Source organism: Methylobacterium sp. J-118 (genome assembly GCF_057836565.1).
Window position 1 is genome coordinate 4195392 of record NZ_JBYQFA010000001.1, and the last position, 14346, is coordinate 4209737.

General features: G+C 70.8%; 12 protein-coding genes, 2 tRNA genes and 1 pseudogene. 6 read left to right on the forward strand and 9 right to left on the reverse strand.

Translation table 11 applies throughout. From position 1 onward, the window contains the following. Nucleotides 1–15 precede the first annotated feature (15 nt). A complete protein-coding gene (locus AC3IF3_RS20350) occupies nucleotides 16–1881 on the reverse strand; it encodes a glycoside hydrolase family 15 protein (protein WP_489230060.1) in 1866 nt (621 codons plus the stop codon). 241 nt (nucleotides 1882–2122) lie between these two features. Here AC3IF3_RS20350 and AC3IF3_RS20355 point away from each other — a divergent pair, with 241 nt between their 5' ends. Both AC3IF3_RS20355 and AC3IF3_RS20360 read left to right on the forward strand, forming a co-directional pair. After that, entirely contained in the window at nucleotides 2123–2842 is a 720-nt protein-coding gene (locus AC3IF3_RS20355) for a response regulator (RefSeq protein WP_489230061.1), read from the forward strand. Beyond that, entirely contained in the window at nucleotides 2839–4248 is a 1410-nt protein-coding gene (locus tag AC3IF3_RS20360; RefSeq protein ID WP_489230062.1) for an ATP-binding protein, read from the forward strand. Before AC3IF3_RS20355 ends, AC3IF3_RS20360 begins: the two co-directional genes overlap by 4 nt. Before the next feature lie 100 nt (nucleotides 4249–4348). Here the strand turns inward: AC3IF3_RS20360 and AC3IF3_RS20365 are convergent, their stop codons facing one another. Beyond that, nucleotides 4349–6505 carry a methyl-accepting chemotaxis protein gene (locus AC3IF3_RS20365; protein ID WP_489230063.1) on the reverse strand — a complete coding sequence of 719 codons (2157 nt, stop codon included), beginning with the start codon at nucleotides 6503–6505 and terminating at the stop codon, nucleotides 4349–4351. A 612-nt stretch (nucleotides 6506–7117) separates the two neighbouring features. On the opposite strand from AC3IF3_RS20365, the gene rocF reads away from it, so the two are divergent. The 3 genes from rocF (at nucleotide 7118) to AC3IF3_RS20380 (ending at nucleotide 9145) form a co-directional block, all read left to right on the forward strand. Beyond that, entirely contained in the window at nucleotides 7118–8086 is a 969-nt protein-coding gene (rocF, locus tag AC3IF3_RS20370) for an arginase (RefSeq protein ID WP_489230064.1), read from the forward strand. Then, nucleotides 8086–8955, forward strand: coding sequence for an urease accessory protein UreD (locus AC3IF3_RS20375; RefSeq protein WP_489230065.1), 870 nt, complete (start codon nucleotides 8086–8088; stop codon nucleotides 8953–8955). Before rocF ends, AC3IF3_RS20375 begins: the two co-directional genes overlap by 1 nt. Nucleotides 8956–9071: 116 nt before the next feature. Further along, nucleotides 9072–9145: transfer RNA gene (locus AC3IF3_RS20380), tRNA-Cys, on the forward strand. Between the two features lie 38 nt (nucleotides 9146–9183). On the opposite strand, the gene AC3IF3_RS20385 is transcribed toward AC3IF3_RS20380, so the two are convergent. Both AC3IF3_RS20385 and AC3IF3_RS20390 read right to left on the reverse strand, forming a co-directional pair. Further along, nucleotides 9184–10863: a methyl-accepting chemotaxis protein gene (locus AC3IF3_RS20385; RefSeq protein WP_243967600.1), complete on the reverse strand. Its 1680-nt coding sequence runs from the start codon at nucleotides 10861–10863 to the stop codon at nucleotides 9184–9186. A 313-nt stretch (nucleotides 10864–11176) separates the two neighbouring features. Beyond that, nucleotides 11177–11410, reverse strand: a complete 234-nt coding sequence (locus AC3IF3_RS20390) for a hypothetical protein (RefSeq protein WP_489230066.1) — start codon at nucleotides 11408–11410, stop codon at nucleotides 11177–11179. Between the two features lie 276 nt (nucleotides 11411–11686). Here AC3IF3_RS20390 and AC3IF3_RS20395 point away from each other — a divergent pair. Then, nucleotides 11687–11762, forward strand: a tRNA-Asn gene (locus tag AC3IF3_RS20395). A gap of 145 nt (nucleotides 11763–11907) precedes the next feature. Here the strand turns inward: AC3IF3_RS20395 and AC3IF3_RS20400 are convergent. From AC3IF3_RS20400 to AC3IF3_RS20420, 5 genes and pseudogenes are all read right to left on the reverse strand, one after another. After that, nucleotides 11908–12873 (reverse strand): annotated as a pseudogene (locus AC3IF3_RS20400) (tyrosine-type recombinase/integrase); the annotation flags it as partial. After that, on the reverse strand, nucleotides 12870–13058 hold the full coding sequence (locus AC3IF3_RS20405) for a hypothetical protein (protein ID WP_489230067.1): 189 nt from the start codon (nucleotides 13056–13058) through the stop codon (nucleotides 12870–12872). The pseudogene AC3IF3_RS20400 and the gene AC3IF3_RS20405, both read right to left, overlap by 4 nt. Next, complete coding sequence (locus AC3IF3_RS20410) at nucleotides 13058–13306, reverse strand: transcriptional regulator (protein WP_489230068.1); 249 nt, start codon at nucleotides 13304–13306, stop codon at nucleotides 13058–13060. Before AC3IF3_RS20410 ends, AC3IF3_RS20405 begins: the two co-directional genes overlap by 1 nt. 143 nt (nucleotides 13307–13449) lie before the next feature. After that, nucleotides 13450–13677: a hypothetical protein gene (locus AC3IF3_RS20415; RefSeq protein WP_489230069.1), complete on the reverse strand. Its 228-nt coding sequence runs from the start codon at nucleotides 13675–13677 to the stop codon at nucleotides 13450–13452. Next, nucleotides 13670–14242 (reverse strand): hypothetical protein, encoded by a 573-nt coding sequence (locus tag AC3IF3_RS20420; RefSeq protein ID WP_489230070.1) that lies wholly within the window; start codon nucleotides 14240–14242, stop codon nucleotides 13670–13672. The genes AC3IF3_RS20415 and AC3IF3_RS20420 overlap by 8 nt, the downstream gene beginning before the upstream one ends. Nucleotides 14243–14346 lie beyond the last annotated feature (104 nt).

Here is a 14346-nt window from a genome sequence, read left to right on the forward strand (position 1 = left end):
CCCGCTGTCGAGCCGCTACTCGGCCGCCCTGTGTGCCACGCCGTCCGCCGCGTCCGCGAAGCCGTAGCGGTCGATGCTGTCCTCCAGGCGCAGGGCGGCGTTGATCAGCGCCATGTGAGAGAAGCCCTGCGGGGTGTTTCCGCGCTGCTCCCCGGTGACCGGGTCGATCTCCTCGGCAAACAGCCCGACATCGTTGCCCCGGGCGATCAGCCGCTCGAAGACCGCCTTGGCCTCGGCGGTCCGGCCGTCGAGGGCGAGGCAGCCGACCCGCCAGAACGCGCAGGCCGTGAACGTGCCCTCCTCGCCCGTCAGCCCGTCATCCATGCGGTAGCGGTAGATCAGGTCGCCGACGCCGAGTTCCCGCTCCACGGCGGCCAGGGTCGCGCGCATCCGCGGATCTGTCGGATCCAGCGCCCCGAACAGGGCGACCCGCAGGACCGCGGCGTCGAGATGGTGCGACTCGTAGGCGCCGACATAGGCCCGCTTCTCGGCGTTCCAGCCCCGGTCGAGATACTCCGCCCGGACCTCGGCGGCGACGCGCTCCCATTCCCGGATCTTCGCCTCGGGGACTCCCGAAATGTTGCGGGCGATCCGGGCCGCGTCCGTGAGCGCCACCCAGATCATCGCCTTGGAATGGAGCTGCTGGCGCGGCCCCGTGCGCAACTCCCAGATGCCGTTGTCCGCGTCGTGCCGATGGCGGATCGCGCGGGCGGTGAGGTTGTCGAGCACCTCCGGCAGGCGGTCGTTGACCTTCTCGGGCGGATCGTAATCCACGGCCTCCAGGAAGACGCAGAGCGCCCGCAGCAGCTCGCCGTAGATGTCGTGCTGATCCTGGTCCTCGGCGAGGTTGCCGATCACCACCGGCCGCACGCCGTTCCAGCCGGCGAGGTGGTCGAGTTCCTCCTCCGGCGGGATGTCGTCGGCGACACCGTACATCAGCCGCGTCTCGCGGCCATAGGTGCCGTCGCGCTCCCGCAGGAAGCGCAGGAACTCGGAGGCCTCGCGCACGTAGCCGAGCATCACGAAGGCGGTGACGGTGAACGCGGCGTCGCGCATCCAGGTGAACCGGTAATCGTAGTTGCGGTCCCCCGGCACGGCCTCCGGCAGCCCCGCGGTCGCCGCCGCCACGATGCCGCCGGAGGGCGAGTAGGTCAGCAGCTTCAGGCACAGCGCCGAGCGCATCACCGCGTCGCGATAGGCGCCGCGATAGGTGCTGCGGGCGCTCCAGCGGCGCCAGTAATCCTCGGTCAGATCGAGGCGGCGCTGGGCGCCGGCGTAATCGTCGATGGCGGCATTCTCCCGGTCCTCCCCGTGGGTGAGGACCAGGTAGGCGGTCTCGCCCTCGGACAGCTGGAACCGGATCTCGGCCTCGTCCCCGATCAGCGTCGGCCGCGGATGCGCGTTGACCCGCAGCCGGCAATCGCCGGCCTCGAACAGCACGGAGGGGCCCTCGACGATGGGCGTGCACGGGCGGCGCGCGTAGTCGAAGGTCGGGCGCACCCGGAACGCCCCGGTCACCGTCCCGGTCACGCAGGTGAGCAGCCGGATCAGCCGGCTCTCGCCCTCGCCGTCCGGGCCCTCGTCCGGTTCGGGGCTCGGGGGGTTCACCGGCATCACGTCGACGAGGCGCGCCTGCCCGGTCCGGGTGGTGAAGCTCGTCTCGAGGATGTTGGTCTCGGGCAGGTAGCGGCGCGCCGTCCCGGTGAGCCCGTCGAACGCGACGCTGCAGGCGCCGCCTGTCTCGTCGTCGAGGAGCTTCACGAACAGGGCCGGCGAATCGTGGCGCGGCCAGCACAGCCAGTCGATCGAACCGTCGCGGGCGATCAGCGCGCAGGAATGGGTGTCGCCGATGAGGGCGTAGTCGCTGATGGGCTTTGACACGGGGGGTTCCGGATGGCGGCCTCACCCGTCACGCCGGGCGAACGCTGATCCGTGAGGTAGCTAGGCCGCGCCGGGCGGGGAGTCCGGCTCGACGATTCGCCGCAGGGCGGCCAGATCCCGGAGCAGATCCGCGGGAAACACGCGCTTACAAATTGGTTTCGCCGGACACCTTCGAATAATCGTCGGTTCGGGGCATGATGGCCCGATGATGCAGGCTGAATCGCATACAGACTCCGTCGCGATGACGACACCGTCGACACCCCACATCCTCGTCGTAGAGGACGATCGGGAGATCTCGACCCTGATCGCGCGCTATCTGCGCGGCAACGATTGCCGCGTGACGCTCGCGGGCGACGGGACCGACATGGATCATGCGCTGGCGGAATCGCGCATCGATCTGATCGTCCTGGACCTGATGCTCCCGGGGGAGGATGGGCTCAGGCTGTGCCGGCGCCTGCGGGATTCGTCGCAGATCCCGATTTTGATCCTGACGGCGAAGTCCGAGGATGTCGACCGGATCCTCGGGTTGGAACTCGGTGCCGACGATTACCTGGCCAAGCCGTTCAACCCGCGGGAGCTGCTTGCCCGCATCCGGGCGATCCTGCGCCGGGTCGCCGCCGAGGCGCCCGACACCGACGAGCGCCGCCGCCTGCATTTCTCCGGCTGGACCCTCGACGTCTCCCTGCGGCAGGTGCTGTCGCCCGAGGGCGCGCGCATCGCCATCACCGGGGCGGAATTCGACCTCCTCCACGCCCTCTGCCTGCGGCCCGGACGGGTCCTGTCGCGCGACCAGCTCCTGGACCTGACCCAGGGCCGCGCCGCCGGCCCGTTCGAGCGCAGCATCGACGTGCTGATCTCGCGCATCCGCCAGAAGATCGAGCGCGATACCCGCAACCCCGAATTCATCCGGACGATCCGCTCGGGCGGCTACCTGTTCACGCCGGAGGTCACGCGCTCATGAGCGTGCTGCGGCGGCTGCGCGCCCGGATGCGACCGGCGACCATCGCGGGCCAGATCGCGCTGCTCGTCGTGGCCGGCATCGCGGTGGCGCATATGGTGGCGACCGCCGCGTTCCTGCTGCTGCACGAATCCCAGAACCCGGACACCCTGCCGGGGGTCGCTGCGAGCCGCCTCGGCACGCTGGCGCGGCTCCTCGACGTCGTCGATCCGGCCGCCCGGCCGGCTCTGCTCGCCAGCGGCCGCAGCCTGCCGCTGATCCATGTCGAGGCCTGGGACGGGGAGGCGCCGCCCGGCGCCAAGCCGGTCCCGGATCTTCCGGTCATCCACCGGCTCCGGAACGGGGCTGGGCGTCCGGTGCAGATCATCGACCTGTCCGCCGGCGACACCGACGCGGAGAAGGCGGACGGACGGCTGCATGTCGGGATCGTCACGGCCGGCGGCGCGATGCTGCAGGCGACGCTGCCGAACGATCCGCTCCGGGCGCCGAAGCAGGGTGCCCTGATCTTCACCGTCGTGTTCCTGGCGCTGACCCTGGCGCTGCTCTGCGTCTGGGCAACCCGGGCGCTCACGGCGCCGCTGAAGCGGCTCGCCGGCGCCGCGGAGGCCTTCGGAACCCGGGACGATCACGTGGCCCTGCCGGAGGCGGGCCCGCGCGAGGTGCTCGCCGTCTCCCGGGCACTCGACCGGATGCGGTCGCGGGTGCGCCGGCTGATCGACGACCGCACGCAGATGCTCGCGGCGATCAGCCACGACCTGCGCACGCCGATCACCCGGCTGCGCCTGCGCGCCGAATTCATCGAGGACGACCACGCCCGGGCCGCCACCCTGCGCGACCTGGACCAGATGAACGGCCTCGTCGAGGCGGCCCTGTCCTTCGTGCGCGACGGTCAGGCCCGGGACGCGAGCAGCTTCACCCTGGTCGATCTCGCCTCGGTCGTGCAGACGGTCTGCGACGATTTCTCGGATTTCGGCGCGCCTGTGCGCGTCGGCAAAAGCCGCCACGTCCTCGTCCAGGGGCGCCCCGAGGAATTGCAGCGGGCGGTGACGAACCTCGTGGACAACGCCGTGAAGTACGGCGGCCGAGCGGAGGTCCACATGGAATCCTCCGAGCGCGGGGTCCGTATCTGCGTGCTCGACCCCGGCCCGGGGATCCCGGAGGCCGAGCGGGAGGCGATGCTGCAGCCCTTCGTCCGCGGCGACCGGGCCCGCAACCTCAACGAGGCGCGGGGTTTCGGCCTCGGCCTGTCGATCGTTCAGGCCATCGTCGAGGCGCATAACGGCCGGTTGATCCTGGAGAACGGCCGTGCGGGCGGCCTCAGCGCCGTGATCGAGCTGCCCCTGGCCGCCCAGATCTTCGCGGGGCAGGCGGCGCAGAAGGCCGCCCCGGTCCCCGCCGAGGCAGCCTGACGCCACCCGCCTCCGAAACCCGGCGGCCGCCTGTCGGGAACCGGTCCGAGCCCCCCGATCCGACGCCGCCGAACCGGGATCCGCTTCGGCGACGCGTGCCCTAAGCCGCCCGGATGTTGCGCAAAAACTGCGCGACCTCGGCGCGGAGCTGCTCCGCGCGCGCCGCCAGGGCGTCCGAGGCCTGCGCCACCGATGCGGCGGCCTCCCCGGCATCGTCCGCGACCCGAGCGACCTCCGCGATATCGGCGGTCATCAGGCCGGTGCCGGTGGAGGCCTGCCCCATGCTGCGGACGATGTCCTGCGTCGTGGCGCCCTGCTGGTCCACGGCGGCGGCGATGCCGGTCGAGACCTGATTCATGGCCTCGATCTGCGAGGCGACGCCCTGGATCGCCCCGACGGCGTCGCCGGTGACGGTCTGGATCGACGCCACCTGCCGGCCGATCTCCTCCGTGGCGCGGCTCGTCTGGGCGGCCAGTTCCTTCACCTCTGCGGCCACCACCGCGAAGCCCCTTCCGGCCTCGCCGGCCCTGGCCGCCTCGATCGTCGCGTTGAGGGCCAGCAGGTTCGTCTGTCCGGCGATCGTCGAGACCATCCCGACCACGTCGCCGATCCGGGTCGCGGCGGCGGCGAGGTCGGTCATCGTCTGCTCGGCCCGCCGGGCCTCGCCAACCGCATTGGCCGACATGCCGGTCGCCTGCTCGACCTGCCGGCCGATCTCCCGCACGGTCGCACCGAGTTCCTCGGCGGCGGCGGCGACGGCGTTGACGTTGTCGGATGTCTGCCGCGCCGCGCTGGCGACGCTGGTCGAGCGCTCGGAGGTCCCGGCGACCGCGACCCGCATGGCGCCGGACGCGTCCTGGAGCGACGACACGGCCACCGTCAGACCCTCGGCGATCCCGCCCACCGAGCGCTCGAACCCGTCGGCGAGGTCCCGCAGCATGGTGCGCCGGTTCTGTTCCTCGCGCAGGCGCACGGCCTCCGTGGTCTGCAACTGCTGCGCGGCATCCTCCAGGGACATGTCGCGGATCGTCACCACGGCGCGGGCGATGTCGCCGATCTCGTCCCGGCGCCGGCTCCCGGCCACGTCCGTGAGTGGCTGACGGTCGGCGAGCGCCTTCAGGGCGCGGGTGAGGGCGCCCAGCGGCGCCACGATCGAGCGCGCGAGCAGCAGGCCGAGCGCCGCCGTCGCGGCCAGGATGCACAGACCGGTCAGGATCAGGACGCGCGAGAGCGCCCGGACCGACGCAATCGCTTCGGCCTCGGTCTGCTCCGCCACCACCGTCCAGGGCGCCCCCAGCACGCTGAGCGCGGAGGCCGCTGCCATGTGCGGTCCGTCCGCGGCCGGGAAGGTGAGGCTGCCCTCCGCCTTGATCCGATCGGGGGCGATCCCGAGCAGCGTGACGGCGCCTCCGGCCTTCACCGTGGGGTTCAGCGGCGGATCGCTGCGCAGGAGCCCGTCCCCACCCGCCGCGAAGACCTGTCCGGTCTCGCCCAGGCCGGTCCGTTTGGCCAGCGTCTGATCGAACACCGCCGGGGTGACCCGCATGATGACGGTGCCGATCCGCTCCGCCGCCTGCGCGGTCCCCATGGCGACATTGGCGCGCTTGGTCATGGCGCGACCGATGAAGGCGGCCGGAACGCCATCGACCGGATAGGCAGCGAAATCCTCGAACAGGACCGTGCCCGGATCGGCCGATTCGAGACGCTTGAGGAGGCGGGCGAGGCCGGTCTGCGCCAGATCCGGATCGGCGACCGACTTGGCGAAATCCGCGCCCTTCGTCGTGGTGTAGACGATCCGGCCGTTCTGATCCACGAACATGAGGTCCGCGTAGCCGGCCTGGGCGACGAGCTTGCGTGCCACGTCCTGCACCTTGACGTGCCGGCGCGCGTACATCGCGCCCATGCCGGTGCCGTCGAGGGCGACCCGCGCCTCGACCGTCTGCGGCGCGCGGAACGCCTCGATGACGGCCGCCACCTCGGGCTTGGCGGGATCCAGGGTCTCGATCAGGTCGGGAAAGTTCGACACGATCTGCGGATGCGCCGCGACGGCCAGGAAGTCGGCCTGCATCCGATCCGCCACCAGCTCGATGCCATCCCGGCGGGCCGCGGCGGCCAGTTGCAGGCGGTCCTGGGCCGCGCTCATCAGCCCGGACCGGGCCGTGTACCAGCTGAATCCGCCCATGGCGGTGGCGCTGAGCAGCGCCAGGCCGACGGTCATCGCGGGGAGACGCACGCTCAAACGGGACAGAAGCGTCATGGCAACCTTGAATAGTCTTAGATAGAGAAGCTCTGCTGCCTTCCCACAATAATCCTAATTTTCTGTGACACCATTGTCGGGCGCCGGCCACTATGAAACAATGCAGCCTGTTAAATTTCAAATCAAGATGCCTATAGATGCGATTAACCGGCGTTTTTTTACTCGGAGCAAGGGTTGTAATTACTCAGCTAAACATGATATTATGTATCAGGACCACGATGTTCAGACATCGGCTCGGGAAGCCGCGACAGGCTCCCTCTCCCGCCCGGGAGAGGGGACCCGCGCCTTCGTCCTGCACGCGTGGAGCCGCCGGCTCGCCCTGAGAAGCCGCAGGCCCACGAGGGGAAGGGGAAACACGCTGCGCTTTCACGATGTGTCAGCCATGGATCGCGATCCCTGCACCCAGCCCAAACACCTCGAAAGGGCAGGGCGCGGACCTTCTGAAACCGGCACTTTCCAGCCCAGGATTCCGTCTCGCACAATCATTCTTCGAGCGTCGGTCGATCAGAGGCTTGCGGATCGGCGAAGGCGCCGCGTCGGCCTGTGGCGGCGGCCCGCCACCTGCTAGAGCGGCGGGGACGCGCGGACGTCCGAGCGACCGGTGGAGACGGGATGACCAGCGAGACAAGCCCCCACGTGGGGCACCGCATCGCGCTGATCGGCGCGCCGATCGAGGTCGGAACCAGCGAGCCCGGCGCCCTGATGGGCCCGGCAGCCCTGCGCACCGCCGGCCTCGTCCGCGCCCTGTCCGACCTCGGCCATGCGGTCACAGACCACGGCGACGTCGTCCCCGATGGGCCGGCCGGAGGGCGCGGCCTCGCCGCCGTGGCGGCCTGGACGCGCGCCCTGTCCCGCGCGGTCGAAGATGCCCTCGCTGCGGGCGCGGTGCCCCTCACCGTCGGCGGCGATCACAGTCTCTCGCTCGGATCGATCGACGGCGTCATGCGCCACGCCGCCCGTGAGCGCCGGCCGCTCTTCGTGCTCTGGCTGGATGCCCACGCCGACTTCAACACCCTGGAGACCTCCCCGTCCGGCAACGTCCATGGCATGCCGCTGGCGGCCCTGTGCGGGGAGCCCGGCTTCCCGCGCCTGTTCGCCGAGCCGGCTCCGCCGCCGCTCGCCCCGACCGATGTCCACCTGTTCGGCCTGCGCTCCATCGATGCCGGGGAGCGCGCCCTGGTGGCGGCCCGGCGGGTCGGGGTCACGGACATGCGCACCATCGACGAGTTCGGGGTCGTCGCCCCCCTGCGGCGGATCCTCGAACACGTCGCCGCCCGGCGCGCCCATCTGCACGTCAGTTTCGACATCGACTTCCTCGACCCGTCCCTCGCCCCGGGGGTCGGCACGACGGTTCCGGGGGGCGCCACCTTCCGGGAAGCGCATCTCATCATGGAGATGCTGCACGATTCCGGCCTCGTGCGCTCGCTGGACATCGTCGAGCTCAATCCCTTCCTCGACGAGCGCGGGCGCAGCGCCCGGGTGCTGGTCGAGCTGGCGGCGAGCCTGTTCGGCCGGCGCATCCTCGACCGGCCGACGCTGCCGGCCGAAGCGACGCCGGGCGACGCGGCCGAACGCGGGTGATGGAAGGCCGCATCCCGGACCCGCAGGAACTCGACCCGGCCGCCGCCATGCCGCCGGCGCGGCAGCGCTCCGACGGCCGCGTCCGGCTGCGCGCCGGGCCGGCCCGCACGGGCGGAGCGACGCGGATCATCGACCTGGCGGAATCGGGGCCGTCGCGCCTCCGCTTCCCGCGGGGGCCGGGGGCGCTCGAAGCCGTCCTCGTCAACACCGCCGGCGGCGTGGCGTGCGGCGACGCCTTCTCGGTGGCCTTGGAACTCGATCCGGCGGCCGATCTCGTCCTCACCACGACGGCGGCCGAGAAGATCTACCGCTCCGACGGGCCGGTGAGCCGCATCGAGAACCGCCTGAGCCTGGGCGCGGGTGCGCGGCTCGCCTGGCTGCCCCAGGAGACGATCCTGTTCGACCGCGCCCGGGTGCGGCGGCGCTTCGAGGCCGATCTCGCCGCGGGCGCAGGCCTGCTGGCCGTGGAGATCGTCGCCTTCGGCCGTGCCGCCCGGGGCGAGCGGATCACCGCCGCGCTGTTCGCGGATGCGTGGCGCGTGCGCCGGGCCGGTCGTCTGGTCTATGCCGACAGCATCGCGCTGGACGGGCCGATCAGCGATCTCCTGGCTCGACCGGCGATCGGCGGCGGCGGGCGCGCCTGCGCGACGCTGCTCGACGTCTCGGACGGGGCGGAAGCGCGCCTGGAGGAGGCGCGCGTCCTCCTGGCGGAGGCCGCCGCCCCCGGGATCGAGGCGGCGGCGAGCGCCTGGAACGGGCACCTCGTGGTCCGTGCCCTGGCGGACGGAATCGGCCCCCTGCGCCGTCTCGCCGCCCGGTTCCTCGCCGGCTATCGCGGCCTGCCGATGCCGCGGGTCTGGCAGAGCTGAAGCGTTCCGGCGATCCGTGTCGTCACGGCCGTTGCCTGCGGCCGCCGACCTCTGCTAGAGACGCGCACCCGGAGCTGTCCGCCAAGCTCCGCGCGGCGCACAGGCGCCGTCGAGAAGGCCTCGTGGCGGAGTGGTTACGCAGAGGACTGCAAATCCTTGCACCCCGGTTCGATTCCGGGCGAGGCCTCCAACATTCCTTTCACCGATATCGCGCGCGGGCCGCCGGCCCTACGCGCCGTGGACCTGCACCATGTAGGTCTCGATCGCCTGCTGCAGGCTGTGCGTCCCGGTATTGACCCGCGCGGCGGTGCCCCGGACCTGACCGGCCTGGTCTTCGTTGGACGCGGCCGCGGCCCGGACGCCGGAGATGCTCTCGGACACCTTGCGGGCATCCGCGGCGGCGTTGAAGATGGCCCGCGCGATCTCCTGGCTGGCGCTGCCCTGTTGATCGGTCGCCTCCGCCACCTCGGAGGCGATCAGGCTCATGCGGGCGATCGTCTGGCCGATCGCCGCGATGGCACCGACCGTCCGGTCGGCGGCGCCCTGAATCGATCCGACCTGGCCGGTGATGCGGTCGGTGGCGAGGGCGGTCTGGCCCGCGAGCGCCTTGACCTCCGCGGCCACCACGGCGAAGCCGCGGCCCGCGACGCCCGCGCGGGCCGCCTCGATCGTGGCGTTGAGCGCCAGGAGGTTGGTCTGTTCGGCGACGTCGCGGATCAGGGTCACGACCGCTCCGATCTCCTCCGCGGCTTGCGACAGCGTGCGGACGGTCTCCTCCAGGCCCCGCGTGTCGGTCAGGGCCGAGGACGCGATCTCGCTGGTGTCCCGGACCCGCGCCTCGATCTCGCGGGCCGTGGCCGAGAGTTCCTCGGCGGCGCTGGCGATGCTGTCGACGATGCCCGCCGTCTGGCTTGAGGCGCCCGCCACGACGGTGGCCTGAACCGCCATGTCACCGGCATTGCCCGAGAGCGTGTCGGCCGCCGACATCATCGCCTCGGCCGAGCCGGCGAGGTCGGCGACCGCGCGCTGCGTCTCGACCTCGAACTCGTGCGTCGCCACCGCGAGCTTCTCGGCGCGGACCCGGTCGCGGTCGCGCCGAACCTGGGCCTCCCCATCGAGGTCGCGCTTCTGGATCAGGGCCCTCTGGAACGCCGCGATGGCCCCGGCCATCTCGCCGATCTCGTCGCGACGATGCGTGAACGGGATCGGGCGACCCAGATCGTTGGCCGCCAGCGTGGTCATGCAGCCCTTGAGCCGATTCAGCGGTTGGCGGACCTGGGTGAAGATGATCCAGATCGCGGTGAGCAGTCCCAGGGCGAGGGACACGGCCGGCACGACGATCAGCGTGATCCGCGCCGTTCGCCGGTCGGCGGCATCCGCGGCCCGGCGGGTGTTGAGGCGGTTCAGCACCTCGCGTCCGAGCGCGGCGATCTCCGCGACCATGTGCTCCCGGTTCTTCACGGTCGACTCGTCCGTCGCCTGGATCAGGGCGGCCTTGGGCGAGACCGTGAGACCCAGCTCGGCCGTGTCGTTCTGATAGGCGACGAACTCCTTGACGAAGAGATCGAACCGGCGGCGCCGGTCCTCGGGGAGCTGATCCTCCATCGCGGCCAGGAACGGGACGCGCACCTCCTCCACGGTCGCCAGAGCCTCGTGCAGCGCGGACAGGCGCGACCGGGCCTCCGTCACGTCCTCCGCTGTGAACAGCGCCGTCGCCTGCACCACGGCGTGCTCGATCGCCTGGCCGAGCGCGCCGGCCTGCAACCCGGCGTTCCAGATCTTGTCGGTGGCCGCCGCACGCTCCTGTTCCCAGTTGGATTGGCGCACGGCGAAGATCGCGATGCCGATGGCGACGAGGGCCAGCAGCCCGATGACCGTGAAGAGCTTGAAACCGAGGGAAATGCGCATCGAGGCGGCGCCGCTTTCGAGGAGGGCTGAGAGGAACCCGCTATACCGCAGCAAGCATTGCCGTACAGTCAAATATAGCCGGCAAATATGCAAAAAGGGTACTTGGTTTTTATAGCAGATCTGGCCGTAAGGTTATTCCTGTTTTGGGCCCGCGCTCACAAATACCCGGACAAATCGGAACGACTTTGCTGTGTCGTAGCCTCGGCAATGCGCGCGCGATCATGGCGACGCTTCGCGGTTCGGTCCGGCGGGCGGGTCGAGGAGGCCGGGGGCCGTGCCGGACGCCGCGACGGGCCGCGATGGGCGCCGACGTTCAGCGCTGCGCACGCCCGAGCAACGCGCCGGTCCGATCGGGGCGCGGCAGCGCGGCGACGATCTCCCGCCGCAGGTCATCGCACTGCGCCTCGATCAGATCGGGGAGGATATCGGACGCCTCCTCGTCGAGGGCCGCGATCAGCCGCGGACCGCCGGCCGCCCACGCGAAGACGACGCGGACTTCCCGTTCGGCGTAGGGATCCTGGGGATCGAGGCAACGATGGGTCAGCATGGTCACGGCGGCGACGGGCCGGTCGAACCGGCGGGGCCGGTCCCGTAGGACCGCGTCATGACGCGCCGATGACTCGATGAGGCCGCCCCGTTCCGCCGCACCATCCGCGCAACCGGCAGGCCGCGCGGCGCCGCGCCGTGTTGCCGAATGGCCTCGCCCGGCGCGTCATGCACCCTCCGCATCGGGCCCATCATGGGGGGATCCCCCCGGGCGGCCACGGATCGCCTCCGAGGCCCTTGCGTCCGGCGGTGCCGGTGTGTAGAGACGCGGCCGTGATCCCCGATAGCTCAGTTGGTAGAGCAGGCGACTGTTAATCGCCTTGTCGCAGGTTCGAGTCCTGCTCGGGGAGCCATCCTCTTTACAACATCTTCAGATCGTTGCGCTTTTAGCTCTCGCTCCCGCACCGGGTCGTGAGGTGCGGGAATAGCACCGTCGTTCCATCTGTCAGCGATGCGCTCCGCGAGCTTGGTTCGATTGGCGCCGCGCACGTAGGTCGCGCTCTCCCGGCTCCCCTCGGCCCACCCGAACCACGCGTTCAACTCGGCCTCCGTGGCGCCGCTCTCGGCCGCGCGTCGCGCGCCGGCCTTGCGCAGGCCGTGGGCCCGGCCCGGCACGCCGGCCGCCGCGCATGCGTCGCGAAACCAATTGCCGAAGCTCTCTTTCGTCATCGGCCGCCCGCGCTCGCCGGCGATGAAGGTCAACTCGCCCACAGGGCTCGCGGCTATTGAGGCCGCGAGCGGCGGCAGGATACGAATCGTGACTTCTTGGCCGGTCTTCTCCGTCTCGATGCGGATCCGGCCGTTGCGCACGTGCGGTCGGCCGACGCGGGCCGCGTCCCCCCGACGCAAGCCTGTGTAGAGCAACAGGTCGAGTGCGAGGCGCTCGCGCGTGCCGTGCGGCCAGCACGCCTCGAACCGGGCGACCTCCTCCTCGGTCCAGGTGTGGAAGCCGTTGCGATCGTTGGGACCACCCAGGAGCTTCACCCCGCGGGTCGGGTCCGCTTGGACGTACTCGCGCTCGACCGCGAAGGCGAACAAGCCGCGCATCGTCTTGAGCCAGTTGTTCGCTCCGTGCGGCTTGGCTGCGCGACGGTCGAGACCCTCGCGAATGGCTCGGGCGGTGATCGCCTCGACAGGCTCGGTCCCGGCGATGCGGTCCGTCTCCTTTAAAATCCCACCACGTTGCGCTCGGGTGGCGACCGAGAGAGCCTCGGTCCAGTGCGCGCTGACCATGTAGCGTTGGATCAGCCAAGCCATCGTGCCGACTGTGACGCCCTTTTTTGCCGGCGCGGGCTGGCCAGTCAGAGCGGCTTCGTACTCAGCCACAAACGCCTTCGTGCCGTAGGCGGCCCGAATGCGGACACGTGGACCGGACCCACGCCGAAAATACCAGACCGTCTCCCCGTGGCGGGTGATCTCGCGGTGGAGGTGCTTGGGGCGCGGGCGTGGCATGTCGGGTTTCATAGGACCACCACCCGCTCCCTGTCGGCAAGTCGGCGGCCGGCCGGCGGCTCGACCGGATCGGCCGGCTCGACGGTGACGCCCCCGTCGCGCATCACCACGCGAACCTGGGTGAAGCCTGCGTCGCGCATTGCGCGAATCGCGCGGGCGATGTCGGCCTGGGTGACGGAGGCGCCACGACGCGGCATCAAATTCTCCGCCCTTGCGTCATCCGCTCGGCCGAGAGGTACGGCCGGCGCGCCAGGATCGCGGCCGGCGAGCGCCAGGATTTACGCCCGTCCCGCTCCCGCCGATCCTCGTCACGGAAGATCGCCGCCAGGCGGTTGAGCAGGCGCCAGACCTTGAACCGGGTGGCGATCACCCGGTCGTGCCGGAGCGCCATGAACAGGTCGTAGAGTTCCGCCCCGCGCTTGGCCCGGCGGTTGTTGAACGCCATGCGGCAGCGGTCGCCGCAGAATTCGGCCTCGGCGACGGCTGAGGCGTGGGGCGTGCCGCACTCCAGGCAGGTGCGCGGCTGTGGAGATGGAGCGCCACGGCCGTCCTGGGCCGGCTCTGGCGCGGCGTTTAAACGGGCCGCGATCACCGCCGCACCCCGCCGTTTAAACGGTCCGGCGGAGACAGGATCAGTCGCGCGCCCTCCCAGGTCAGCCGCACGCCGCCGGCGGGCTCGGCGAGCCGCGCGATGCGGGCGGCCTCGCGCTTGGAGACCAGCGTGCGCACCGGCTCGGCCGCGCCCAGATAGGCCGGATCGAGATGGAGGCAGACGAGGTCGGCGCGAGCGATCGCGCGCACGATGGCCTCACGCACAGCGCGCCTCCATCACCACCGGATCGGCGTAGAACCCGCGCTCCTGAAACCAGCGCAGCATCCGCCCCGCCTGCTTGCGGGCGCTGGCGTCGCGCGCCTCGACCGCGAAGCCGTGCTCCATCATCGGCAGGAGCAGCCCCACCGCCTCGGCCATGGCGCTGCCCTCGACGAGGTTGAGCACCTCACGGAACAGCAGGTCCTCCAGCCAGTAGTAGTACGTCATACCGAACTTGACCGAGGACTGGTCCTCGAAGCCCATGGCGCGGATGCAGTTCTGGCAGAGGTCGGCGGTCTGACGAAGCAACCGCGAGCGTGGGCCGAGGCTTAGGCCCGCGAACGGCTCGCTGGAGCCGGCAATGATAAGATCGCGTAACCGCTTCGACTTCTCCGCGATCTCGGCGCGCGCCGCCTCTTGGTCCTCCGCGTGCGGATCAGGCCCGAACACGTCGGCGAAGACGAGGGCGCCGACGAGGATCGCTGGGATGGCGAACATCATCCGGTCGCGCTCGGTGAGATGCGGGGGCGGGACGTAGCCGGCGACCGCGCGGCGCTTGCGCTCACCCATGGCCGACCCCCGTCAGTCGGTCGCCGATGGAACGCCGGACACTGTGGGCCACTTCGCCAAAGACAAACCGAGCGCCGTTTAGGTCGCCTCGGCAAAAACATGAT

Coding starts and splice junctions, on each gene's coding strand:
- AC3IF3_RS20355 (WP_489230061.1), top strand. CDS start 2,123: ATGACGACACCGTCGACACCCCACATCCTCGTCGTAGAGGACGATCGG.
- AC3IF3_RS20360 (WP_489230062.1), top strand. CDS start 2,839: ATGAGCGTGCTGCGGCGGCTGCGCGCCCGGATGCGACCGGCGACCATC.
- AC3IF3_RS20365 (WP_489230063.1), bottom strand. CDS start 6,505: ATGACGCTTCTGTCCCGTTTGAGCGTGCGTCTCCCCGCGATGACCGTC.
- rocF (WP_489230064.1), top strand. CDS start 7,118: ATGACCAGCGAGACAAGCCCCCACGTGGGGCACCGCATCGCGCTGATC.
- AC3IF3_RS20375 (WP_489230065.1), top strand. CDS start 8,086: ATGGAAGGCCGCATCCCGGACCCGCAGGAACTCGACCCGGCCGCCGCC.
- AC3IF3_RS20385 (WP_243967600.1), bottom strand. CDS start 10,863: ATGCGCATTTCCCTCGGTTTCAAGCTCTTCACGGTCATCGGGCTGCTG.
- AC3IF3_RS20390 (WP_489230066.1), bottom strand. CDS start 11,410: ATGCTGACCCATCGTTGCCTCGATCCCCAGGATCCCTACGCCGAACGG.
- AC3IF3_RS20405 (WP_489230067.1), bottom strand. CDS start 13,058: ATGCCGCGTCGTGGCGCCTCCGTCACCCAGGCCGACATCGCCCGCGCG.
- AC3IF3_RS20410 (WP_489230068.1), bottom strand. CDS start 13,306: ATGGCGTTCAACAACCGCCGGGCCAAGCGCGGGGCGGAACTCTACGAC.
- AC3IF3_RS20420 (WP_489230070.1), bottom strand. CDS start 14,242: ATGGGTGAGCGCAAGCGCCGCGCGGTCGCCGGCTACGTCCCGCCCCCG.